The organism is Paraferrimonas sp. SM1919 (assembly GCF_010993985.1).
Classification (GTDB): Bacteria; Pseudomonadota; Gammaproteobacteria; order Enterobacterales; family Shewanellaceae; genus SM1919.
In genome coordinates this window covers 34,927-59,070 of sequence record NZ_WINH01000009.1, presented here as the reverse complement: position 1 = coordinate 59,070, position 24,144 = coordinate 34,927, and the positions used below count along the sequence as shown (strand labels likewise).

The 24,144-nt window shown below is 42.3% G+C and carries 18 protein-coding genes; 11 read left to right on the top strand and 7 right to left on the bottom strand.

Annotation, left to right across the window (positions count from 1 at the left end; all coding sequences use genetic code 11):
- Positions 1-12: 12 nt before the first annotated feature.
- Together cmoB and cmoA are read right to left on the bottom strand one after the other, a co-directional pair.
- Positions 13-999, bottom strand: coding sequence for a tRNA 5-methoxyuridine(34)/uridine 5-oxyacetic acid(34) synthase CmoB (cmoB, locus tag GFB48_RS07205; RefSeq protein WP_163933245.1), 987 nt, complete (start codon positions 997-999; stop codon positions 13-15).
- Positions 996-1,727 (bottom strand): carboxy-S-adenosyl-L-methionine synthase CmoA, encoded by a 732-nt coding sequence (cmoA, locus tag GFB48_RS07200; protein ID WP_163933241.1) that lies wholly within the window; start codon positions 1,725-1,727, stop codon positions 996-998. Before cmoA ends, cmoB begins: the two co-directional genes overlap by 4 nt.
- Before the next feature lie 134 nt (positions 1,728-1,861).
- Here cmoA and GFB48_RS07195 point away from each other — a divergent pair, with 134 nt between their 5' ends.
- The 8 genes from GFB48_RS07195 to GFB48_RS07160 all read left to right on the top strand — a co-directional run bounded on the left by GFB48_RS07195 (position 1,862) and on the right by GFB48_RS07160 (position 14,384).
- Positions 1,862-4,501 carry a transporter substrate-binding domain-containing protein gene (locus GFB48_RS07195; protein ID WP_256377990.1) on the top strand — a complete coding sequence of 880 codons (2,640 nt, stop codon included), beginning with the start codon at positions 1,862-1,864 and terminating at the stop codon, positions 4,499-4,501.
- 143 nt (positions 4,502-4,644) lie between these two features.
- Positions 4,645-6,426 carry an aspartate--tRNA ligase gene (gene aspS / locus GFB48_RS07190; protein ID WP_163933236.1) on the top strand — a complete coding sequence of 594 codons (1,782 nt, stop codon included), beginning with the start codon at positions 4,645-4,647 and terminating at the stop codon, positions 6,424-6,426.
- A 79-nt stretch (positions 6,427-6,505) separates the two neighbouring features.
- Entirely contained in the window at positions 6,506-7,249 is a 744-nt protein-coding gene (locus GFB48_RS07185) for a YebC/PmpR family DNA-binding transcriptional regulator (RefSeq protein WP_163933233.1), read from the top strand.
- The gene (gene ruvC / locus GFB48_RS07180; RefSeq protein WP_163933230.1) at positions 7,250-7,759 is read left to right on the top strand and encodes a crossover junction endodeoxyribonuclease RuvC; all 510 of its coding nucleotides are present in this window, start codon (positions 7,250-7,252) and stop codon (positions 7,757-7,759) included.
- 14 nt (positions 7,760-7,773) lie between these two features.
- Entirely contained in the window at positions 7,774-8,388 is a 615-nt protein-coding gene (gene ruvA, locus GFB48_RS07175) for a Holliday junction branch migration protein RuvA (protein ID WP_163933228.1), read from the top strand.
- Between the two features lie 9 nt (positions 8,389-8,397).
- A complete protein-coding gene (gene ruvB, locus GFB48_RS07170; protein WP_163933225.1) occupies positions 8,398-9,408 on the top strand; it encodes a Holliday junction branch migration DNA helicase RuvB in 1,011 nt (336 codons plus the stop codon).
- A 522-nt stretch (positions 9,409-9,930) separates the two neighbouring features.
- A complete protein-coding gene (locus GFB48_RS07165; protein WP_163933402.1) occupies positions 9,931-12,483 on the top strand; it encodes a TonB-dependent receptor in 2,553 nt (850 codons plus the stop codon).
- A gap of 365 nt (positions 12,484-12,848) precedes the next feature.
- The gene (locus GFB48_RS07160; protein ID WP_163933222.1) at positions 12,849-14,384 is read left to right on the top strand and encodes an AbgT family transporter; all 1,536 of its coding nucleotides are present in this window, start codon (positions 12,849-12,851) and stop codon (positions 14,382-14,384) included.
- Between the two features lie 390 nt (positions 14,385-14,774).
- Here the strand turns inward: GFB48_RS07160 and GFB48_RS07155 are convergent, their stop codons facing one another.
- A complete protein-coding gene (locus GFB48_RS07155) occupies positions 14,775-16,331 on the bottom strand; it encodes a SulP family inorganic anion transporter (RefSeq protein ID WP_163933219.1) in 1,557 nt (518 codons plus the stop codon).
- Between the two features lie 118 nt (positions 16,332-16,449).
- Complete coding sequence (gene rne / locus GFB48_RS07150; RefSeq protein ID WP_163933216.1) at positions 16,450-19,509, bottom strand: ribonuclease E; 3,060 nt, start codon at positions 19,507-19,509, stop codon at positions 16,450-16,452.
- Positions 19,510-20,127: 618 nt separating this feature from the next.
- Between rne and rluC the strand changes: the two genes are divergently transcribed.
- Both rluC and GFB48_RS07140 read left to right on the top strand, forming a co-directional pair.
- A complete protein-coding gene (rluC, locus tag GFB48_RS07145; RefSeq protein ID WP_163933213.1) occupies positions 20,128-21,093 on the top strand; it encodes a 23S rRNA pseudouridine(955/2504/2580) synthase RluC in 966 nt (321 codons plus the stop codon).
- Between the two features lie 261 nt (positions 21,094-21,354).
- A complete protein-coding gene (locus GFB48_RS07140) occupies positions 21,355-21,855 on the top strand; it encodes a RimK/LysX family protein (protein WP_163933210.1) in 501 nt (166 codons plus the stop codon).
- 68 nt (positions 21,856-21,923) lie between these two features.
- On the opposite strand, the gene GFB48_RS07135 is transcribed toward GFB48_RS07140, so the two are convergent.
- The 3 genes from GFB48_RS07135 to GFB48_RS07125 form a co-directional block, all read right to left on the bottom strand.
- A complete protein-coding gene (locus GFB48_RS07135; RefSeq protein ID WP_163933208.1) occupies positions 21,924-22,187 on the bottom strand; it encodes a helix-turn-helix domain-containing protein in 264 nt (87 codons plus the stop codon).
- 338 nt (positions 22,188-22,525) lie between these two features.
- The gene (locus tag GFB48_RS07130; protein ID WP_163933205.1) at positions 22,526-22,969 is read right to left on the bottom strand and encodes a hypothetical protein; all 444 of its coding nucleotides are present in this window, start codon (positions 22,967-22,969) and stop codon (positions 22,526-22,528) included.
- A gap of 1 nt (position 22,970) precedes the next feature.
- Positions 22,971-23,345, bottom strand: coding sequence for a hypothetical protein (locus tag GFB48_RS07125; protein WP_163933202.1), 375 nt, complete (start codon positions 23,343-23,345; stop codon positions 22,971-22,973).
- 172 nt (positions 23,346-23,517) lie between these two features.
- On the opposite strand from GFB48_RS07125, the gene GFB48_RS07120 reads away from it, so the two are divergent.
- A complete protein-coding gene (locus GFB48_RS07120) occupies positions 23,518-24,030 on the top strand; it encodes a BsuPI-related putative proteinase inhibitor (RefSeq protein ID WP_163933199.1) in 513 nt (170 codons plus the stop codon).
- Positions 24,031-24,144 lie beyond the last annotated feature (114 nt).

The window sequence follows — 24,144 nt, the reverse complement described above, 5'->3', positions numbered from 1 at the left end:
AAACTCTATTTATTAAGATAATGGTTTTATTGGCTTTGTTGCTACAAATGTAGCACGTTTTGGCGCTGGGTGACCTTCTATCGTTTTGTCGATGTCATTGGGATCTAAAAAGTCGACTAAAGATTCACTGGTCATCCAAGGGGTTGCTCTTTGCTCTGCTAAGGCAGTAACATCTTCGTTGACTACTCTGATATTTTCAAAACCGCATTTTGCTAGCCATAACTCTAACGCTTTGATTGAAGGTAAGAACCACACATTATTCATTTTTCCGTAGCGACCAGGAGGCACGAGTACAGTATTCTCATCACCATCGATGATTAATGTTTCTAAGACAAGTTCACCGCCACCGTGAAGTAAATCTTTTAACTGCAAGATGTGTTCAATTGGAGAGCGCCTATGGTAAAGCACGCCCATCGAGAAAACAGTATCAAAAGCATCCAATGGTGGCAGTTGCTCTATTCCCAAAGGTAGTAGATGGATCGGCTTGTCTGTTCCAGCTAAGCGTTTTATGGCCTCAAATTGACATAAAAATAATGCCGAAGGATCGACCCCAACGACTCGACGAGCGCCAGCACCTAACATGCGCCACATATGGTAACCACTGCCACAGCCGACATCGAGCACTAATCGATTGTTTAATGGGCTGATATGATCTTTGAGCCTCTCCCATTTCCAATCGGAACGCCATTCGGTATCAATAAAGGTATCAAAAACTTGATAGGGGCCCTTACGCCAGGGCATAAAGATTTTCAGCAAATTATGAATTTTTTGACGTTGACTGGCATCCAGTTCATCAGCCTTACCTATCGTTACCGTATTTTCTAAGTCGATGTAATCGGCACAGTTATTTGGCAGTTTATTGAGAACTTTTTCCCAGGATGGCAATTTTCCATGTTTATTTTCATGCTGCCACTGGCCTAAAATTTTAGGCAGGTCTTCTAACCAATGGGCAAGAACATCATCGGCGATTTGTTGATAAAAAGAACTAAAAGAGATCACTTGATTGCCACCATGGATGCAAAATTTAAGGTTTGTAGCCAGACGCTTTTATGTTCAAACCCAGCTTCTTTGAGTCGATTTAAATGGGTTTCAAGGGTGTCTGGTTTCATTACGTTTTCCAGTGCGGAACGTTTTTGACTTATCTCCAATTCACTGTAGCCATTGGCTCTTTTGAAGTCCAAATGGAGATCATCGATTAGCTTACCAACAGTAGCTGAATTAAAGCTTAACTTCTCAGAGACTATGAGTGCCCCACCAGGGTTAAGTCCTTGATAAATTTTGTTTACTAAGGTTTGTCGGTCTTCTGGCTTTAGGAATTGCATGGTGAAATTTAAAATGACTAAGGAGGCATTTTCAATTTCTGTTTCTCTAATATCTTGATAAATAATATCAATACTTGGATTGAGATTATATGCACTAATTTGTTCTTTCGCCCTATTAACCATATCTTGGGAGAAGTCTATGGCCTTTATTTTAAAGGGGATGTTGGTTACATGACGGCCAATAGCAAGACTTGCAGCAGCGAGAGAGCAGCCTAAATCGTATACATGAGAGTTTTCTTGGACGGTTTTGGTAGCGATCTGGCCAATACCATGGATGATTTGTGAATAGCCGGGTACTGACCGTTTGATCATATCGGGAAAAACCCCAACCACTTTAGAATCAAACTGGAAATCTGAGACTTTATCAAGAGATTGAGAATATATCTGATCGATTTGGTGAGTCATAAAATACTATTTTGTGGAAGTTTTTGTAATTTTAGCTTGCTAGGGTAAAACCCAGCAAGTCGTTTTACTGGTATTTTTTGGGGTTTTAGGCTCTAATACCGCAAAAGATTATCACTCTGTTGTGTTTAGGGAAAATGTTAGTGAAGATATGTTGTCGATTACTATTAGGTGTTTTAGTAACATGTATATCATTTTTAATATCAGCTAAAGAAGTCACTAAGCTTAAAGTTGCGTTTAGCCAAGATTCCGCCCCTTTACAATACATTGACACCAATGGGATGCCCAAGGGGTTGATGATAGAACAATGGCAACATTGGTCTAAACAGACAGGGATTGATGTTGAGTTTGTTGGCGCAGACTGGCAAGGGTCAATACAACTTTTAGATAGCGGCCAAGCGGATGTCCATGCTGGTATGGCCAATCTTCCATCTAGGGCTCAAAAGTATCAGTTTGCTAACCCTTTATTATACCTAGATAGCTATATTTATAGTCACCGAGAGTTAAATTTAAAGTCAACCGAACAATTAAAGCCTTATCGTATTGGCGTGGTAAAGGACTCAGTCCATTTACCTGCACTTAAGCAACATTTCCCTGAATTAACATTAGTGTTTTTTGATGATAGAACTAGCCTGCTAAAAGCGGTTAAACATGGTCATATTAAAGCGTTTGCTGGGGTCGATTTTTTTCTTAAACAAAATGATACAGAGACAGACTTAGTTGAATTTTTCACCTATGAAAATGCATTTTATTTGAATAGGTTAGCGATTGCACCAGCAATAAAGACGTCTGCCTCTTCCTTGCTGACAACTATTGATGTGGGGTTTGAACAGATCTCAGAAGAGGCCAAACATCGGATCAATAACAATTGGTTAGGTAAGTTATCAAAACCAGCTAGCTTGAAAATAGCCACTCCGCTATTTGGTTATCCCTTGAGTTATCGTGATCCCAGTGGTCACTTAGACGGCATATTGATAGGGATCTGGAAACTAATTTCCCAAAAACTTGATAAGCAACTGACCTTTGTTGAGATGAATAAAGAGCAGTCTTTGCTTGCTTTAAGAGAAGGCCATGTTGATGCCATCTTAGCGTCTCCTGGTTTTGATTTTGATGAACAGTTAACTGCGCAAGTCAGCCTATATACTAGGCAGTTACAGTTGTTCTCAAGTTCTTCTAACATTAAGAATAACTCAATTGTTGCAGTCAGCCCTCGCATCGAACAACTTGAGTTTATCAAAACGTATTATCCTAATGTTCATATCAAATATTTAATGGATGCCCAGCAAAAGTTAGAAGCGCTTGATGCTAAGAATGTACAAGCCGTGCTCGATTCTGGTTTCATGCTGCAGCATTTACTTGATTCTGGTCAGTATTCACTGACGGATTTAAAACCTGTCGACTCAAGTAGGCTCATGCAAGAGCTGTTTATTGTTACCAATAAAAAATCGGTAAAATTGACCCAACAACTGCAGTTAGCCTATGACAGTATTCCAGTGAGTCGATTGCACCAATTAGAGTACAAGTGGAATCTCCCTCAACAGACGGATTTAAAGACTGGAATAAACCTCTTAAATTCAGAAGAGTTGTCCTATATCAGAGGGTTAGGGGAAGTAAATGTTGCTTATCTCAAAAATTGGTTTCCGTTAGAATTTGAGCATGATGGTCAATACCAAGGGGCCAATCGAGACTTATTGGATTATTTGCAGCATCATCTAGGCGTTAATTTTAACTACATTGGTTTTGATAACTTTAACCAGATCTTGGAACAGGCTCGCATAGGTAATATTGATGTCATAGCAAGCATGAGAGCACTGAGTGAAAGAGAGAGCTTCTTAAATTTCAGTAAACCATACTTTACTGAAAAGTTTGGTGTACTCAGTCAAAATAACACGTTAGCGGTTGCTTCTCTTGAAGATCTTAAAAGTGGCAAAGTGGCAATTATTGAAGGTTATGATGGCATTGCCGATTTATTTGGTCAGTTTGGTCAGTTTGAAATTGTTAAAGTAGCCAATTTGAAGTATGGCTTAAATTTACTCGAACAATCCAAAGTGGATTATGTCGTCGATAAGATTACCCCTTTACTTTCTATATTGACTGAGTCAAAGGTTCCTTTGGAGTTAACCTACGTAGCTGAATTATCGAGCCAAGAGTCAAGTATTGCGGTTACAAAGGGTTTACCTAAATTGGTTGAACTGTTCGATCGTGTTTTAGAAAATTACAACGAAGACGATTTTCGTAATAGTATTATGAAGTGGTCTATCACTAAAGAGTCATCACATTGGTATAATCACTGGCAGTTCCCTTGGTTTTTAGTCATTTTATTGATGATTTTTGGCATCATTAAAGCGCCTCTTACAAAAGCTTTTAAGCGCTGGTATCTCAAATATAAAATAAAAAAAGTGCTAAAAAAGGGTGACAAAAAATTACTGATAGGCATTAATCTTTATAATTTATATGGCTTAAAAGTTCTTTATAACGCCAACAAAGTACAAGCATTCATTGATAATGTTTTTCGGCTTTACACTCAAGAAAACCCAGTTGATTTTTATGAAAAGTTAACTTGGGATCGCCATTTGTTGCTATTACCTCCCCTAGAGCATCAACAATTAGTTGTTGAAATTGAGAAATTAAAGGACTACCTAGCCAACTCTCCTTATCCATTTGAATTAAAGTTAGGCTTTAAATACATAGATAATGATAAGCAATGGCAGCAAGTAAATGCTAGGATTTGGTTAGACACATTTGACCTAAATGAGCTAATTCAGGCGAGACAGTAGTAAACTCACTTCGAGCTGTGTGTTTTATGGTCATATAATAGCTTTAAGGCTTTAGCCATGGCCCGTAATTATTTATAATAAGGGCAATATTAAATTTTTTGTATTTGTAATTGCATCTGGTTTGCATTTAAGGAAACGTTTCAATGCGTAGTCATTATTGTGGAGACATCAACGCGTCTCTGGTTGATCAAGAAGTTACCCTTGTAGGTTGGGTGAATCGCCGTCGTGATTTGGGTGGCGTAATTTTCCTAGACCTTCGTGACCGTGAAGGCATTTTACAGGTGGTATACGATCCAGATCTAAAAGACGTGTTTGAAACAGCGAACAAGCTACGTAATGAATTCTGTGTTCAGGTAAAAGGCCGTGTTCGTCTCCGTCCTGAAGGGCAACGCAATTCAACAATGAAGACCGGTGAAGTTGAGCTTTTAGGTCTTGAATTAACCATTTTGAATGCTTCTGCACCGCTGCCAATTAACATGGACAGCAACCAGACTAATTCTGAAGAGCAACGTCTAAAATACCGTTACTTAGACTTACGCCGTCCAGAAATGACTGAGCGTTTAATCTTCCGTTCTAAAGTAACCAGTGCGGTTCGCAATTATTTAGATGAAAATGGCTTCCTAGATATGGAAACACCAATTCTAACTAAAGCGACACCAGAAGGGGCTCGTGATTATTTAGTACCAAGCCGTACCCATAAAGGTAAATTCTTCGCGCTTCCACAGTCGCCTCAGCTATTTAAGCAGTTGCTGATGATGTCTGGTTTTGATCGCTACTATCAAATCGTGAAGTGCTTCCGTGACGAAGACTTACGTGCCGACCGTCAGCCTGAATTTACTCAAATTGATATTGAAACCTCTTTCTTAACGGCCGATCAAATCCAAGCGATCACCGAAGACATGATTCGTGGCTTATTTAAGAAGCTACTGAATGTTGATTTGGGTGACTTCCCGCGCATGAGCTATGCCGAAGCGATGCGCCGTTTTGGTTCTGACAAACCAGATTTACGTAACCCAATGGAATTGACTGACGTTGCAGATCTTGTCAAAGATGTTGAATTCAAAGTATTCCAAGAACCAGCAAACGATGCTAACGGTCGCGTTGTGGTGATTAATGTACCAGGCGGTGCTTCATTATCGCGCAAAAATATCGATGAGTACGGCAAATTTGTTGGTATTTATGGTGCTAAGGGTCTTGCTTGGGCGAAAGTCAACCAAGTTGGTTCTGGTGTTGAGGGGCTGCAATCTCCAATCGCTAAATTCCTAAACGACGATGTAGTTAATGCTATTACTGAGCGTGCGGGATCAAAAGATGGCGACATTCTTTTGTTTGGTGCGGACAACAAGACCATTGTTGCCGAAGCCATGGGCGCACTGCGTTTGAAAGTTGGTGAAGATTTAGATCTGGTTGAAGATAAGTGGGCGCCGCTATGGGTTGTCGATTTCCCAATGTTTGAAGAAGTGGATGGGCAGCTGCACGCCATTCACCATCCATTTACAGCACCACGCAACATGACACCAGAAGAGCTTGCTGCTGATCCTGTAAACGCCATTTCTGACGCTTACGACATGGTATTAAATGGCTGTGAGCTAGGTGGTGGTTCGGTACGTATCCATAACCAAGAAATGCAGGCAATGGTATTTAAGCTTCTTGGTATTTCAGATGAAGAAGCGCAAGAGAAGTTTGGTTTCTTGCTTGAGGCACTGCGTTATGGAACACCACCACACGCAGGTCTTGCATTCGGCCTTGACCGTATTGTAATGTTAATGACAAATACTGCTTCTATACGTGATGTGATGGCATTCCCGAAAACCACTACCGCAGCGTGTCCATTAACCAATGCTCCAGGGGAAGCAAATGAAGCTCAGTTAACTGAGCTTGGTATAGCAAGCCTCGTTAAGGCAGACGAACAAGAGTCAGAATAATTTATTACGGATTGTATTGTAAATAAATTTGAAGATTTTAAATTGCCCCGTTAAGGGGCAATTTTATAGGGAGAGAAAAATGGCTGGTCATTCTAAATGGTCCAACATCAAACATCGAAAGGCGGCTCAAGATGCCAAGCGCGGTAAAATCTTCACTAAATTGATTCGAGAGTTGACTGTTGCCAGCCGTGAAGGTGGCGCAGATGCCGACGCTAACCCACGTCTACGTGCGGCCATCGATAAATCTTTATCGAACAATATGACTAAAGATGTCATCGATCGGGCTATCAAGCGCGGCTCAGGCGAATTAGAGGGGGCAGCGCTTGAAACCATTATTTACGAAGGCTATGGCCCTGCGGGTACGGCGGTGATGGTGGAGTGTATGACGGATAACCGTAATCGTACGGTTTCAGGCGTGCGGCATGCTTTTTCCAAAGCCGGTGGTAACTTAGGGACTGATGGTTCAGTGGCTTATCTGTTTGATAAAAAAGGTGTCATTTCTTATGGCCCCGATGCCGATGAAGAGGCGTTAATGGATGCGGCATTAGAAGCGGGAGCGGAAGATGTGGTTAACCATGATGATGGCGCTATTGATATTTATACCAGCCCAGCAGAGTTTGGTACGGTTAAAGATGTTTTGGATGGAGCAGGCTTTACCTCGGTTAATGCTGAAGTGACCATGATTGCCTCGACCAGCGCTGAACTGGATGAGTCTAGCGCACCTAAACTACTGAGATTGATTGATGCCCTAGAAGAACTTGATGATGTGCAAGAGGTCTACCATAACGGTGACATTTGTGCTGATGTGGCCGCGAGTCTGTAAATGCCAATTATATTAGGTATCGATCCCGGCTCAAGGGTTACAGGCTATGGAATTATCCATTGCCAGGGACGCAAGCTGACCTATATGGGCAGTGGTTGTATTCGCACGCAATCGGAGCATATGCCAGATAGGCTTAAACAAATCTTTGATGGTGTGACTCAAATTATCAGTCAATTTAAGCCCGAATTATTTGCCATTGAGCAAGTCTTTATGGCTAAGAATCCAGATTCTGCTCTGAAGCTGGGGCAAGCGAGGGGCAGTGCTATTGTGGCAGCGATGAATGCCGGCTTACCCGTGGGGGAATATGCTCCTAGAGCCATAAAACAAGCGGTTGTGGGTACCGGTGCAGCAGAGAAGCGTCAAGTGCAGCATATGGTTAAACAGATACTTAAATTGCCAGCCATGCCGCCAGAAGATGCTGCTGATGCCCTAGCTATCGCCATCACCCACAGTTATAGTATGCAAAACCCAGTGCTTAATGCAGGTATTAAATTAAGCCGACGTCGTTAATTAAGGAATCAGCAGTGATAGGTCGTTTACAAGGCACATTATTAGAAAAACAAGCCCCAGAAGTATTAATCGATATTGCTGGTATTGGTTATGAAGTGCAGCTGCCAATGAGCAGTTTTTATGAGTTGCCGGAAGTGGGTGCCATCGCCACAATTTATACTCACTTTGTGGTTCGTGAAGATGCACAGTTATTATTCGGTTTTATTAACCAAGGCGAGCGAGCGCTTTTTCGTGAATTGATTAAAGTGAATGGTGTAGGCCCTAAATTGGGCTTAGCTATCTTATCTGGTATGAATTCAGCAGAATTTGTGGATGCCGTCGCCACCGATGATGTTGCCCGTCTAGTGAAATTACCAGGGGTGGGTAAGAAGACTGCGGAGCGACTATTAATTGAAATGCGAGATAGACTAAAGAACTTACAGGGCAGCGTAGCAGCAACAGCGGCGCCAAGCTTACACGCATTAGAGGCCTCGGCAGCATCGGTACAAGATGTCGAAGGCGATGCTATTGCAGCGTTATTAGCCCTTGGCTACAAGCCTGCAGTGGCATCAAAAGCAGTATCAAAAATTGCCGAACCAGGAATGAATTCTGAAGCAATGATTAAAGCCGCCCTAAAAGCGATGCTATAGGACTAGAAGATGATTGAAGCGGATCGCCTAATAACCGGTGCCCCAGTTGAAATTGAAGAGCGTGAGTCTGTTGATAGGGCTATGCGCCCACAGACTCTTGATGACTATACTGGACAAGCGGAAGCTCGTCAGCAGTTAAAGGTATTCATTGAGGCCGCTAAACATCGTGGCGAAGCATTAGACCATTTGTTGATTTATGGTCCACCGGGGTTAGGTAAAACGACCCTGGCTAATATTATTGCTAATGAAATGGGCGTCAATATTAAATCTACCTCAGGACCAGTGCTTGAAAAAGCAGGGGACTTAGCAGCGCTGTTGACCAATCTAGAAGATGGTGATGTGCTGTTTATTGATGAAATTCATCGTATGTCTCCGGCGATTGAAGAAGTGCTTTATCCGGCTATGGAAGATTACCAAATTGATATCATGATTGGTGAAGGCCCAGCAGCACGTTCAATTAAGCTCGACTTGCCGCCATTTACCCTAATTGGAGCGACCACAAGGGCGGGCTCCTTGACCGCGCCACTTCGTGCACGTTTTGGTATTCCCCTTAGGTTAGAGTTCTACACGCCTGAGGAACTGGCTTCAATTGTAGGCCGTAGTGCTAAGTTATTGGCAGTGGAAATGTCCGATGAGGGCGCTTTTGAAGTGGCTCGTCGTTCCCGAGGCACGCCACGTATTGCTAATCGTCTATTACGTCGTGTGCGTGATTATGCCCAAGTGAAATTCAACGCAAAGGTAAATAAAGAGGTGGCAGAGCAGTCGCTAGATTTACTTGACGTGGATAATCAGGGTTTTGATTATATGGATAGAAAGCTGTTGATGGCTATCATTGATAAATTTGGTGGTGGTCCCGTAGGTTTAGATAATCTTGCTGCCGCCATTGGTGAAGAGCGCGAGACGATTGAAGATGTGCTTGAGCCTTTCTTAATTCAACAGGGGTTTATTCAACGTACACCAAGGGGAAGAATCGTTACCGATAGAGCCTATATTCATTTCGGCTTGCCAAGTCCAGAGTAAGACGTCATTCTCCAGCAATTAAACCCAATGGGGATCTTAGCTTGTGCAAAGTGAAAGGTCCCTTTGTTTTTTACTATCACCGTATTTCTATAGTGTTACAGCAAAGGCTAGTTTTGGCGACTTTAAGCTGGAAATGTGACAGCTCCCTCATAATTAGTGGTTAAAGTTCACCCAAACAAACGAGTTAAATAAAATAATTAGCACAAAATCACTGGTCGGATGTTTGTTTTTTGTTAACCGGGTCTGGTCGGCAAGCTAATGTTTTCTCGATTTAAAGGTTAAAAAAGCAGACTTAAAGTTCCCTTTTAACACCCCCGTTTAGGTTGCAACTCATTTTCTTAACATTGTTAGTTAATTCCTTTAAAAAATGGCTTTTTAGTAGTTAAATTTTGGTGGTATTGATCCCCGTCACAAAATAAAACACTATTGGCTCAAGTCCGAATAACAATAATAAACGGCTAAGGGCAACGCCCTGATCAAGAGAAGAATTACAACAATTTGCTTAGAGGAAGACCACCTATGATGAACAAGCAAAATAAAATCGCCCAGGCGGTAAAATATGGCATTTATGCCTCAATTGCAGCGTCAGCCATGACTGCTGCCCAAGCTATCGCTGAAGAGCAGGTAGAGCGCTTAGAAATTACCGGTTCACGTATCCAGCGTGCTGATATGGAAACCGCTTCTCCAGTAACCGTAATTGGTTCAGAAGAAATTGCCGCCCAAGGCTATAACAGTGTTGATGAAGTGCTAGCATCTCAACCAGCAATGGCTGGCATGGCACTTGGTGGTACCTCAAACAATGGTTCAAATGGTAAAGCAGAAGTTAACCTTCGTGGCTTAGGTGCAAGCCGAACACTGGTGCTTGTTAATGGTCGTCGTATGGTTAACTCAGGCACAGGTGCTGACAGTTCTGTTGACTTGAATAACATTCCAGTGGCCATGATTAAGCGTATTGAAGTTTTAAAAGACGGTGCTTCTGCAATTTACGGTTCTGATGCCATTGCTGGTGTAATCAACATCATCACTAAAACTGATTTTGAAGGCTTTTCTTTAGATGTTAAAGGCGGTGCTACTGGCCACGGTGATGGTCAAAACAAATCAGTTTCAGCACTATATGGTTTTAATACTGACTCAGGTAATTACACCTTTGGTGCGAGTTACAATGAACGTGGCCAAGTGATCCAATCTGACCGTGCATGGACAGAACCTGGTAACTCTAGCTTTATCCCTGGCGGTACTTTAGGGGGTAAAGTTTACAACCCTGAAACCGGTAAATGGCAGGCTCCAGATAAAGGCTACGACTATACTAAGACCTCTTACTATCAAACGCCTTCAAAGCGCTATAACTTATTTGCTTCAGCAGCCGAAGATATCTCAGATGATACTCGTTTCACTGCAGACTTTATGTACACCAAGCGTATTTCACATCAGCAGCTAGCGCCAGAGCCAGCTAAAGTGATGCTGAATGTATGTCAGGAAGGTTCGGGCACGCCGGGTGTTGACTGTATTGAAATGACACCTGATATGGTTGCTGGTGGTATTACCCCTGATAAGTTTGGCCGCTTAGAGTACCGTCGCCGTATGACCGATTTAGGCCCTCGTATTTACGAGCAAGATGTAGATACTTTCCGCTTAAGTGCTGGTTTTGATGGCTATATTGATGCCCACGAAGGTTTAAACTGGGATGTGTCTTACACTCTAGGCTATAACGAAGCTAAGAGTTACGTACATAACTCAATCGATGGTACTGCGATGAAACAATCAATGTACCAAAACCCAAATGAGTGGGTAGGTGGTGGTCCACTTTCACAAAACACCTTAAACAAAATTGGTTTTACCCAGCAGAACTCTGGTGGTAACCGTCAGCACACCTTACAAGCTAACATCTCTGGTGATTTATTCGAGATGGATGGTGGTATGGCAGCATTTGCTTCGGGCTTTGAGTACCGCGGTGAAAGTGGCTACTTTACTCCAGATGCAAAAGTGATTTCTGGTGACGCGACTTCTGGACAACAAGATCCTACCAAAGGTGATTACCAAGTTGCTTCGGTATACACCGAGATGGCATTACCATTTACGGATGCTTTAACAGGTGAATTTGCCGTTCGTTACGATAATTACTCAACCTTTGGTGGTAAAGCAACGTACAAAGCGGGTTTGACATACGAGTTATCAGATTCAATTATGTTACGTACTGTGGCTGCAACAGGCTTCCGTGCACCAAACATTAATGAACTATTTGGTGGTAGCTCATACTCGTTCGATTACCTAACTGACCCATGGGGTAATGAGAAAGATCCACAAATTAAGGTTAAATACATTTCAGACCCTAATTTACGTCCAGAGGAATCTAAATCATTCACTGCGGGTATGGTGATTTCACCACAAAGTGTTGATGGTTTATCGTTCACAATCGACTACTTCGATTATGATATTAAAAATGCGATTGTTCGTTTAGATGCTCAAGCAGGCCTAAATCAGTGTCACGCTGATCAAGCAAATGGATTGGATGCTTCTCAATCTGAAGCATGTAAAGTATTTGGTATCGGTAACGGTGGTGACCTTACTAACTTCCGTAACCCACTGACTAACGTAGGTCAGTTCCGTACTACAGGTATTGACTTCAATACCCAGTATAGCTTTGAAGCATTAGGTCTAGACTGGAACTTAAACAACGACTTAACTCGTTTACTTAAGTTTGACCGTGACGGCCGCAGCTTAGCGGGTGTGGTTGACCAAAACGTTGGTGCGTACGCTAAGTGGAAGAACATGTTCCGTCTATCTGCTCGCAGTGGTGACTGGTCTGCAATGTACACGAACCGTTACATTGGCGATATGTTAGACCAAGGTGCGAGCTACAGCCCACTTTATGGCAAAATGGTAGGTGACATCATGTACCATAACATTTCAGCTAACTATCACGTTTCAGATACCATGACCATTAGCTTTGGTATTAAGAACCTAACTGATGAGAAACCACGCTTCATCTCAAACGGTTCTGATGGTGGTACGACACCAGAAGTATATGATGTACTAGGTCGTCGCTTCTACGGCGGTATCAACGTAAGATTCTAAGATGTTGTTGTAATCTTGATAGGCCCTAACCTCAGGTTAGGGCCTTTTTTATATGCTTCCCATCAGGTCGCTCCTTCTTGGCTTCGCCGCTTTCGTATCTAACTTGGTTTCATTGGCACGACCTTAGGTCGTTACTGCGGTTTGCCTTTACTGATAGGAATATGAGAAGCAGTAGGCTACAGCGAAGCGTTCTAAAGCAGCGTTGCTGCGAAGCAAGAGGGGGTAGCCCGTGCCAAAAGCTGGAAGGCGTGCTCGAAGGCGAAGCCGCTCTCGCATCTATTAATTTTTTCCTGTATAAAAGATCCAACAAATTGAATCATTGTTCATTGAGCAATGAATGAGATCAGTTAACAGGGAGTTTTAACATGACGGAACAAACCAACACACGAGTCCAGAGGATCCTTAATAAAGTGGAAGTGATGGGGAATAAGCTCCCTGATCCTGCCGTGTTATTTATTTTTCTTTTAGCTATTGTTTGGCTTTGCTCATGGGCGCTAGCAGGGGTAGATTTCAATGCCATTGACCCAAGAACGGGTGAATCACTGCAAATTAAAAACCAACTATCCGGTGCGGCTATTGCTGATTTGTTCTCGAATATGGTGACCAATTTTTCCCATTTTCATCCAGTTGGGGTGGTGCTAGTCGCAATGTTAGGTATTGGCGTTGCAGAGTATTCTGGTTTTATTAATGCAGGTTTGCGTGGCCTTTTGGCGGTAACCGCCAAATGGTTGTTGACTCCGATGATTATTATGGTGGGTATTGTCAGCCATTCTGCGGTTGACGCAGGTTATGTGTTAGTGATCCCTTTAGGTGGGGTAATTTTTTACGCAGCTGGGCGCCATCCTCTTGCTGGTATCGCAGCGGCTTTTGCGGGGGTTTCAGGAGGGTTCTCTGCTAACTTTGTCCCATCATCTTTAGATCCCATGCTCCAGGGTATTTCTCAGGCAGGTGCGCAAATTCTCGACCCTAATGTAGTCTTGAATCCTTTAAATAATTATTACTTTACAGCGGCTTCATCTATTTTGATCATACTGTTAGGTTGGTTCATTACCGATAAAATTGTAGAGCCAAAACTTGAGGGCAATAAAGTAGACGGTGATGTAGGGGCCATTCCTTCAATGGATCCCCTTAATGATAAAGAGAAAAAAGCCTTACGTTGGTCATTAGTGTCTGTATTCGTTGGTATTGGCCTCATGCTATTAGCTACGGTGCCTGTGGACTCCCCATGGCGTGGCGCCGATGGCAGTCTAACCGCCTTTAGTGCACCGTTAATGAAGTCTATTGTGCCATTGATTTTCTTGTTATTTTTAATTCCAGGTGTGGTTTATGGCATAGTAATAGGTACCATCCGAAATTCTAAAGAATTTGTGGAGGGTATGAGTAAAGCCATGACATCAATGGGCTATTACTTAGTGATCATGTTCTTTATTGCTCAGTTTATCTATGCTTTTAGCCAATCTAACCTAGGTATTTTATTAGCACTTAAGGGGGCTGAAGCCCTTAAAGTCTTAGCCCTTCCTGCAGGAGTCACGGTCACTGGAATTATAGTATTAACTGGTTTTATCAATTTATTTGTAGGCAGTGCTTCGGCGAAATGGGCTCTGCTGGCACCGATATTTTTACCTATGTTGATGCAGTTAGGTATTGGCCCTGATTTGGCTCAAGCTGCTTATCGCATTGGTGATTCTAGTACCAACATTATTACTCCCTTAATGCCTTATTTTCCACTTGTTGTCGTATTCTGTCAGAAATATGTTTCCAAAGCAGGTATAGGCACTTTAGCGGCAATGATGCTGCCGTATTCCATTTTGTTTTTAGTTTTGTGGACGTTATTTTTGCTGCTGTATTGGGGCTTAGGGATCCCACTCGGAATTGGAGCAAGTTACACTTACAGTATCTAAAAAGAAAAGGCTTGGATGAAATCCAAGCCTTTTTAATCGATTGATCATTGTTAGATCTGGTAACTTGCTAAATAACTAATGCCACTGAATTGAGCAGTATAGCAATTATTATAATAGCCAGCATTCCAGAAGTTTGTTTGAGTTTTAATCAGATCGAAGAACATAAATTTAATCCTTGTGATGTCAGTATAGCTGGCCCAGTTCCTTGGGGAGATTCACAGTTCCATGGTGACAACACTAAAATTTAAGTAGCGATTATAATAACTTGTGCTGTGTAAAGGGATCACTCTTAATGGTTAGTCGCAAGTGTTGATGCAGACGGTAGTCAGTGTTGGCAGAAGCTAAAAAAAACCCAGTTCGAGTGAACTGGGTTAATCGTTACCTTTGCTGTTATGCTAATTTATCAGAAGCTACCTTATAGGTCGGATCTTCAATCACATTGACTTCAACTAAACTACCTGCTTTGTTTAATAGTATTTGGCAGTCTTTTGATAGATGGCGAAGGTGTAGACGCTTGCCAACTTTTAAGTAACGTTCAGCCAGAGTATCAATAGCCTCAAGTGCTGATTGGTCGCATACACGAGAGCGGCCAAAATCAACAATGACATCTTGTGGATCATTGTGGTTGTCAAATAACTCAAGGAAGCCAGCTACAGAACCAAAGAATAGCGGTCCATCTAATTCGTATATTTTCTGACCATGTTGGTCGATATGAGTGTGAACTAAGATATGTTTGGCATGTTCCCAAGCAAATACTAATGCCGAAACGATTACGCCGACGAATACCGCAAAGGCTAAGTCAGTAAATACTGTGACTACGGTTACTAAAATAATAACAAAGGCATCTTGCTTAGGTACTTGGCGCATCATTTTGAACGAAGCCCATTCAAAAGTTCCCAATACTACCATAAACATCACCCCGACAAGGGCAGCCAGAGGGATCTGTTCGATCAACGGTGCGGCAAATAAGATAAACATAAGTAGAGCTACTGCAGCGGTAAATCCAGATAAACGTCCTCGGCCACCGGAGTTAACATTGATCATTGATTGTCCAATCATGGCACAGCCACCCATAGCGCCAAAGAAGCCACTAGTGATATTAGCTGCGCCTTGTCCTAAACATTCCTTATTGGAACGTCCGCGTGTTCCAGTCATTTCATCAACGACAGTCAAGGTCAATAACGACTCGATTAAACCTACCGCAGCTAATACAAATGAGTAAGGGGCGATAATGTAAAGGGTTTCAAAAGAGAACGGCACCTGTGGGATGCTAAATTGTGGCAGACTACCGGCAATGGTTGCATCCGGGTTGCCGCTCATGCCTTTAACAAAATCTACAACGTTGGCGGTATCAAGGTTAAAGCCTATGGAAATGAGACTAACGGTAACAATTGCTGCTAATGACGATGGGATCGCAGTCGTCAATTTTGGCAAGAAGTGAATGATGGCCATAGTTAAAGTGACTAACGCTAACATAATGTATAAAGGGGTACCGGTTAGCCATTGCATCGTGCCATCTGGATTGTAGGTTTTAAACTGTCCCATTTGTGCCAGTAAGATGACGATGGCTAAACCATTCACAAAGCCTATCATTACTGGGCGAGGGACGATGCGAATAAACTTCCCTAGTTTAAACACGCCTGCCAGAATTTGTATCAGACCAGTTAATACCACAGCGGCAAACAAGTATTGAACCCCATGGCTTGCAACCAGTGCTACCATCACAACGGCCATGGCGCCAGTTGCACCAGAAATCATGCCTGGTCGGCCGCCAAATAATGAGGTGATTAAGCCAACAATAAATGCAGCATAAAGCCCTACCATAGGTTCTACGCCCGCCACAAAAGCAAAAGCGACTGCCTCAGGTACAAGAGCAAGGGCAACAGTCAGTCCAGAAAGAATATCTGCCCTAGGACTATAATTGGTAGGTTTATCTATATCAAACATAGTACTTCCAGTTGATTTTATAATTTGAGTGGAGTGTAAGGTTTTTGTTAAAAATAGCAAGCGGTCGCATAAAAAAGGGAAGCATTGGCTTCCCTTTATATGAGGCTATACCCTAGGTTTACACTTTAGGATTAGCCATATGAGCATTCACCATATTCTGGTAACGAGACTCATTAACATTAGTTGAAATCACTTCCGCTTGAATTTGTGTGTTAGCCGCAAACTCTGGAGCAGGTTGATTATAGCTAGGCTCTGCGATGGCGTTAGCCGCATCAGCAAGCGTCATATTAGCATAACGGTTTGCAGCTTTTGAGCTTGAGCGGGTAGCGGTTTGTTCATCTAAATCAGTCGTTGCTTTCGTTTCAACTTCAGCTGCTGCTGCGGTTTCAACTTCAGCTGCCGCTGCGGTTTCAGCTTCAGTCGCCGCTGCGGTTTCAGCGTCAGCAACCGCTGCGGTTTCAGCGTCAGTCGCCGCTGTGGTTTCAGCGTCAGTCACCGCTGTGGTTTCAGCGTCAGTCGCCGCTGTGGTTTCAGCGTCAGCTGCCGCTGCGGTTTCAGCGTCAGTCGCCGCAGTGGTTTCAGCGTCAGTCGCCGCAGTGGTTTCAGCGTCAGTCGCCGCAGTGGTTTCAGTTTCAGCAACCGCAGTGGTTTCAGCGTCAGTCGCCGCTGCGGTTTCAGCGTCAGCAACCGCTGCGGTTTCAGCGTCAGTCGCCGCTGCGGTTTCAGCATCAGCAACCGCTGTGGTTTCCGCTTCAGCAACCGCTGTGGTTTCCGCTTCAGCAACCGGAACCGTTTCTGCCTCAACAACTGGAGTTGGTGCGACATCATTGTTTGGAATTACAACCTCAATAGCCTGCTGCTCTTGAACTTCATTAAGATCAAGTTGAAGTGGAGTACTATCTTCAATGATGGTCTCTGACTTCTCTGAATCATTATCACGTCTACGACGTTGACCTGATGCTCTGAGATGGCGCGGGCTACGGCGATTACGGCGGCCATTGTCTTTACGTTGCTCTTGGCTTTGTTCAGTTGTAGCAGCATTGTCCACTTGTACTTGAATATTTTCTACAGGCGGCTCTGAAGGTGCTACAACAACATCAGCTGTTGGCGTTACCGTGCTTTCTACGGGAGTTTGCTCGTTTTCAATACGAACCTTTTTGCGAAGATTACGACGACTGCGGCGCTCTCTCACTTCTTCTTTAGAAGCTTGAGCTGGCGGTTGTTTGTTTTCACCTTCGGCATCAACTTTAGCTTTAGGCTTGCGACGCTGCTCTTTTGTGGTGCGACGGCCTTCAGAGTCGATACGCTTTTGATTCTCTTCTTTCTCGCGTAATAATCGCTCTTGTGGTGATTCTTTGCCACGATTAGTTTGCTTAGGACGACGATCGTTACGTTTATCATTACGATTATTACGACGCTGATTGCCTTTCTGATGGCGCTTGTTTTTAGACTGCTTTTGCTCTTCTTCAGAAGAAAATAGTCCAACAATAGCAGCGGCTAATCTTGCGAATAAGCCAGGCTTATCAGATTTCACCTTAGCTTTGGAACGTGACTTTTGTGGTGCTTTCTTTAGCTTGGCTTTAGTGCTAGGTTCAGCGAAACCGCTTAATGCCGGCTTGTCTGATTCTTTACGCTCTAGCTTTCTTGGCTCGTAAAGGTCATTAACAGGTGCAGGGGTACGCTCGTAGCTAACCTCATCAACGGTGTCATCTTTACGATGGCGAGTCATTTTGTATTCTGGCGTCAGCATGTGCTTGTCAGGGATGACATACAGTTCAACATTATGACGTTGTTCAGTAATGCGAATGGCTTTGCGCTTTTCGTTTAGTAAGAAAGCAGCGACATCAACTGGAACAATGACTTCAATTTGTGAAGTATTTTCTTTGATTGCTTCTTCTTCCATAAGACGAAGTATTGACAGCGCCAATGATTCAATACCACGGATGGTGCCTTGACCATTACAGCGAGGACAAATATGGGCAGAAGACTCACCTAGGCTAGGGCGTAGACGCTGACGCGACATTTCCATTAGACCAAAGCGAGAGATACGACCTAGTTGAATACGTGCACGGTCTTGACGAACAGCATCACGCATACGGTTTTCGACTTCACGTTGATGGCGGGTTGGCCCCATATCAATAAAGTCGATGACCACTAAGCCACCTAAGTCACGAAGACGCAATTGACGAGCAATTTCATCTGCTGCTTCAAGGTTGGTATTTAATGCGGTTTCTTCGATATCGCCACCCTTGTTTGCTCGGGCAGAGTTAATATCGATTGATGTCATCGCCTCTGTTGGATCGATAACGATTGAGCCACCCGAAGGTAGAGTTACCTCACGTTGAAACGCGGATTCAATTTGAGTTTCAATTTGATAATGGGTAAACAGTGGAACTTCAGATTTATAAAGTTTAACTTTATCTAGGAAGTCCGGACGAGCAAGTTCAATGTGTTGACGTGCTTCATTAAAGCTGCGTTCATGATCGATCAGGATTTCACCCACATCACGGCGAAGGTAATCACGAATGGCGCGCATAATGACATTGCTTTCTTGGTGTATTAAGAAAGGAGCCGCACGGTCATTGGCAATAGTTTTAATGTTTTGCCAGTGATTAAGAAGGTAGTTTAGATCATCTGCTAATTCTTGTGCTTCTTTGCCTACACCCGCGGTACGTACAATAAGCCCCATACCTTTTGGTAATTCAAGTTGAGCAAGAGCGGCTTTTAGTTGAGTGCGCTCATCACCTTCGATACGACGTGAAATGCCACCTGCACGAGGATTATTTGGCATTAATACCAAGTATGAACCAGCAAGTGAGATAAAGGTAGTTAGAGCCGCACCTTTGTTGCCGCGTTCTTCTTTATCAATTTGGATGATGACTTCCTGGCCTTCTTTGATCACTTCTTTAATATTCGGGCGACCTTGGAAGCTATAGCCTTCTGGGAAGTACTCTCTGGCGATTTCTTTAAGGGGTAAAAAACCATGGCGATCAGCACCATAATCTACAAACGCAGCCTCTAGGTGGGGCTCCACTCGGGTGATTTTACCTTTATAAATATTAGCCTTTTTTTGTTCATGACCAGGACTTTCAATGTCCAGATCATAAAGACGTTGCCCATCGACTAGGGCAACACGCAACTCTTCAGATTGAGTTGCATTGATTAACATGCGTTTCATGCGACGAAAAAATCTCTTTTTAGGTCACAATAGGGGTAAGCAAGTGGGTGGTTCTGTGCAAAATATAGTCTCACGACTATTACGAACTGGGTATCAAGGTTGTAAGACGCTTTCTCAGCGTGGCATTGTCTATATTTTCAATTATGTTTCAGATCAAACATAAAGGAACTCGTTGATGCTCAACCAATCCCAAAAAATCATTGGATTTTTCACTGTGCACTTAGCACTGCCCTATTGTAACGGTTTAATTTTAATAACCTACTTAAGGGTGGATAATTCTTTTATTTTTAGCTTGATAGGACTTATGGTCTATTCGTGTGGGTTTATATGCCTATCCCCCTTGGAATAGGAACACGAATCAAATATTGCTGGGTACCGACCTAAAATTTTCAAGCGAATTATCAATCTGCATCCCAAATTGGGCTCTAATGCAGTAATTGACACTATAGCAATTGTATTGTGATAGAGCAATCATGAACATCACATCCGCTTCATTTTAAACCTAAAATCATGTCTTGAGGTTATATTATGTTAATTTTTGTGCACAATTGTGTAGTCAGCGATTTTTAGATTGAAAATGGTCAGCAACAACCACTTTTTTGAAGTACAATTGCCCCTATGAAAACAGAGCAAAAAGCCATAAGCGTTGATTTTGTCGAGATTGATGCTGAATATCATGGTCAGCGTATCGACAACTTTCTTCGTACCCGCCAAAAAGGGGTACCCAAATCTCTAATTTACCGTGTGATCCGTAAAGGTGAGGTTCGTGTAAATAAAAAAAGAATTAAACCAGAATACAAGCTTCAAGAGGGCGACATTGTCAGAGTGCCACCAATGCGAGTATCAGAATCACAAGCATTACCGCCTCCGTCACTTAATAAGGTTTCGCAATTAGAGGATGCGATTGTTTATGAAGACGAGCATTTAATGGTGGTCAATAAACCAGCGTTTATTGCCGTGCATGGTGGTTCTGGTGTCAAATTTGGCGTTATTGAAGGATTACGCTCCTTAAGGCCAAAGCAGCGATTCCTAGAATTGGTCCATCGTTTGGATAAAGATACTTCTGGTTGTTTGTTGGTGGCAAAAAAACGTAGTGCATTAAGGCACTTACATGATCAGTTACGTCAAAAAACAATGCGTAAGCATTATCTAGCGTTAGTTGATGGTGATTGGGATCCGAAAGATAAAGTGGTAAAAGTGCCACTATTAAAAAAACTTTTGCCATCAGGTGAACGAATTGTCAGGGTGCACCCAGAGGGAAAGGCCTGTGAAACACGTTTTGCAATTGAGAAAGAATATCAAGGTGCCACGTTAGTTAAGGCAAGCCCTGTTACTGGGCGTACCCATCAAATTCGTGTGCATACTCAGTCAAAGGGACATCCCATCGCCCACGATGATAAATACGGTAATGAAGCGTTTACGGAGCAAATGAAAAACCTAGGGTTAGAGCGGTTATTCTTACATGCAGTTGAGTTAACCTTTACTCACCCTAATACAGAACAGCGCATTACAGCAAAGGCGCCACTGGCACCACATTTACAGGCTTTACTTGATAAGCTTACTTATAGAAATAAAAAGAGTTAATTTGCAATCACAGTCAAACTGAGATGACCTGTTTAAGGGCATCTCAGCTTTTAGGTCATATTACTCACCAAACCAAGATTTACAGCCATGCGTTGTTACCATCATAGCATTCCCCCAAAAACAGTTTCATTGTGTAAAGTTTCAAACAAATGAGCTCTGTGACACAGTTTTGCAGCGTTAAACTTTATTAATGACTAAAATTAAGTTCTATTACGGTGTTCATAAAGATAATCTTTTTAAGTTAGCTCTGGAGCTTTTTATATGTCCGTTAAACGCTTTACTCAAGCTGTTGCACTTTTAATGACGGTTGGATTGTTAACCGCTTGCCCTAGCGGTAAACATGCATTACCTGAGATTGGCCCGACTGAAATTTTGAGTGTTCGTCAATCTGGCCTTGAATATCATGCCCGAATCGATACAGGTGCGGTAGAAACTTCATTACATGCAATCGATATGCATGTAATCGATGGTGTCGATGATAAGAAAAAGAATGTGGGTAAAACTATTGAATTTACTTCACTCAACGAAGATGGCCAAAGTGTTGCGATTTCGGCGGTGATTGTAGAAACATCTAGGATCCGTAACTCCCAAGGAGAGGAAATACGTTATATGGTTGAGTTAGATGTGGGCTACAAGGGCCTTGAGCGAAAAATAAAGGTAAATTTACGAGACCGCAGTAAAATGTCCTATAAATTGCTTATTGGGCGTAACTGGTTGAAAGATAATTATGTTGTTAATGTCGCTTTGCCAAGTCCGAAGTAGCACTAAGCCATAATACCTTTACAAAAAACCCAGCATATAAGCTGGGTTTTAATTTATTAGCGCTATTGTTAGTTTAGTTTTTGCATCTGCACAATAGAGAGTATGGTCTTTTGAGAAGCTTTGGTCGCATTAAACCAGCGACGAACGATATCAAAAGAGGGCATACTCTTGCCGCTTTCAACATTACGAATATAACGGTCAGAAATGCCAATTTGTTGAGCAAGCTTCTCTTGGCTTAATTTGCTTTTTAATCTTAACGCACTGAGGGCTTTTGAAACGTCCTGCTTACCTTGCTCTTTATCTATTGCTTTGCTTTGAGTTTCTTGAGTCATTGTTTACATCCCATTTTTATTCTATTTTTACGACTTAAATGAGGGTTGTAACTATCCTTGGTGTTTTCTTTCTTCCATATGCAAAAGGCGATAAATACTGCCTATTTAGCTTGTTACAATCCAGAAAAGAGTTACCTGAAGAGCTTATTGATTTTGGGGCATATGCTGCCTACCACTGCTCTAAAATGTAGGGTTAGTGTACCGAACCTATAATGCCTAGAGCAAGAGCCTGATATCACCCTTTTGCGGTAAGATGCAGTATAAAAAAATGCGGTTATAGCAAATTCTTAGTTTAAAAGTTTGAGTTGGGTCACCTTTTGGGGGTGATTTAACTTCGGTTAAACATTTTTGAGGGAAAACTCTAACATTCTCGCACCATTTTTTAGGATATGATCTCTAACGAGTAACAGCCCACAGTGCTCAGCTAAATCAATAATTTCACTAATACCATAGTGATTTTGTAATTGTTGCGCTATCGAATTGCAAAAAGGTAGGCGCTGGTTATATTCAAAATAACCACAAATATAGCAGCGCCCATCATCATTGCTAAGCTGTTCTATTACCTGCATCAGTGTGCCCAATTGTTGCCAATCTAAATTATTGGCAGAGACCTCAATAAAAATGGAATCATATTGGTTATTTGGCAGGATAGGTTCACATAAGTCTAATTCTGATGTGGTGTCTTGCGATTGCAGTTGTAATAAGTTAGCTGAGTCCTGATCTTTGGGAACGATTAATAATTGGATGTCCTGGGATACTTTATAATGTTCTGACTTGAACACTCTATTGCTGCTCTAGGGAATACATGATATCGATAACTTGTTCATAACTCATGTTATGTTCTTTAGCGAAATTAAACACCTTAGTTTTAAAAGTTTGAACTAACTCTCTTTTTTTAGCCCTTTCTTTATTTTCAGTTAATAATTCAGTGGCAGCATTGGCGAGCAGCTGCAGTCTGGCATCTGATAGGTTTAAGGTGGTAAGGTATTGTTTTACCTGTAAGGTGGTTTTTGCTTTTTGTAATACAGAACTATCCCCCTGAGTTTGCACTTGCGCATTTTCGGCTTGTTGCTGTTGCTTGATTTGATCAATTTGTTTTTGTTCATAATCAGATAGTTCGATGTTGGCAAATTCCGCCCAAATATTTTTTGTTGTCATAAATGACCTAAGATAGATGCTTCAATAGTTTCGAATCGCTACTCAATATTTTAGCAATAATTATTTTAGAAGGTAATATATATTTGTTTAAAACTGGCCATCCCTGTCGTTGACCTCATATATGAAAATAATCAACTGCTGGGTGAGTCAATTTATTGATTATGACTAGGAAATGGCAGTCATTATCATTAAAGCCAATAATACAGATATGGAAAAGTGTATGTTAACTAAAGCACTAAGGATGTTCTTGTTTGCTTGCGCCACGGCTAATGGCGCGACCTTGGAAACCACTTTTAAACTAACAGGATTACTAAAAGAGGCTAATTCTGTGGTATCTGAGTACGACTCTGTGAGTATGCAGCTACAGGGATTAGCACCGTGGCGTGAAGGATTAATGCAGCAAATAGAGCTTAAAATAACGAATACTTCTTCAAAAACCCTACAACTTCATTTTAGTAGCTCAAAGTACTACGATTTGCGAATCGTGGCTCAAGATCAAACGGTATGGCAGTGGTCTGATGGTCGTCATTTTATGCAAGCCGTTAGCCAGCTAAGCATTGCCTCCCAAGATTCCATAAGTTATTGGATAACGTTACCTAAGGCGAATGCATTGCAGTTGCCTGAAACCGCGGAATTTTATGTTTATTGGTTCGCCAACCCCAAAAACCCAGACGACTTTAAATAAAAGCCCCCCAATAATTGAGAGCCAACTATTGGGGGGCGATTTAGCGAAAAACGCCAACAAAAACCACTATTAAAGCCGAAGGGCCATCGATGGGGCGTTAGCGAATATAAGCAC

What these genes read in the sequence shown, in the direction of transcription:
- GFB48_RS07185 (WP_163933233.1), top strand. Translation starts at nt 6,506, where the DNA reads ATGGCTGGTCATTCTAAATGGTCCAACATCAAACATCGAAAGGCGGCT.
- GFB48_RS07165 (WP_163933402.1), top strand. Translation starts at nt 9,931, where the DNA reads ATGAACAAGCAAAATAAAATCGCCCAGGCGGTAAAATATGGCATTTAT.
- GFB48_RS07155 (WP_163933219.1), bottom strand. Translation starts at nt 16,331, where the DNA reads ATGTTTGATATAGATAAACCTACCAATTATAGTCCTAGGGCAGATATT.
- aspS (WP_163933236.1), top strand. Translation starts at nt 4,645, where the DNA reads ATGCGTAGTCATTATTGTGGAGACATCAACGCGTCTCTGGTTGATCAA.
- GFB48_RS07140 (WP_163933210.1), top strand. Translation starts at nt 21,355, where the DNA reads ATGTCCGTTAAACGCTTTACTCAAGCTGTTGCACTTTTAATGACGGTT.
- rluC (WP_163933213.1), top strand. Translation starts at nt 20,128, where the DNA reads ATGAAAACAGAGCAAAAAGCCATAAGCGTTGATTTTGTCGAGATTGAT.
- GFB48_RS07195 (WP_256377990.1), top strand. Translation starts at nt 1,862, where the DNA reads ATGTTAGTGAAGATATGTTGTCGATTACTATTAGGTGTTTTAGTAACA.
- rne (WP_163933216.1), bottom strand. Translation starts at nt 19,509, where the DNA reads ATGAAACGCATGTTAATCAATGCAACTCAATCTGAAGAGTTGCGTGTT.
- GFB48_RS07125 (WP_163933202.1), bottom strand. Translation starts at nt 23,345, where the DNA reads ATGACAACAAAAAATATTTGGGCGGAATTTGCCAACATCGAACTATCT.
- ruvB (WP_163933225.1), top strand. Translation starts at nt 8,398, where the DNA reads ATGATTGAAGCGGATCGCCTAATAACCGGTGCCCCAGTTGAAATTGAA.
- GFB48_RS07120 (WP_163933199.1), top strand. Translation starts at nt 23,518, where the DNA reads ATGGCAGTCATTATCATTAAAGCCAATAATACAGATATGGAAAAGTGT.
- ruvC (WP_163933230.1), top strand. Translation starts at nt 7,250, where the DNA reads ATGCCAATTATATTAGGTATCGATCCCGGCTCAAGGGTTACAGGCTAT.
- cmoA (WP_163933241.1), bottom strand. Translation starts at nt 1,727, where the DNA reads ATGACTCACCAAATCGATCAGATATATTCTCAATCTCTTGATAAAGTC.
- GFB48_RS07135 (WP_163933208.1), bottom strand. Translation starts at nt 22,187, where the DNA reads ATGACTCAAGAAACTCAAAGCAAAGCAATAGATAAAGAGCAAGGTAAG.
- GFB48_RS07160 (WP_163933222.1), top strand. Translation starts at nt 12,849, where the DNA reads ATGACGGAACAAACCAACACACGAGTCCAGAGGATCCTTAATAAAGTG.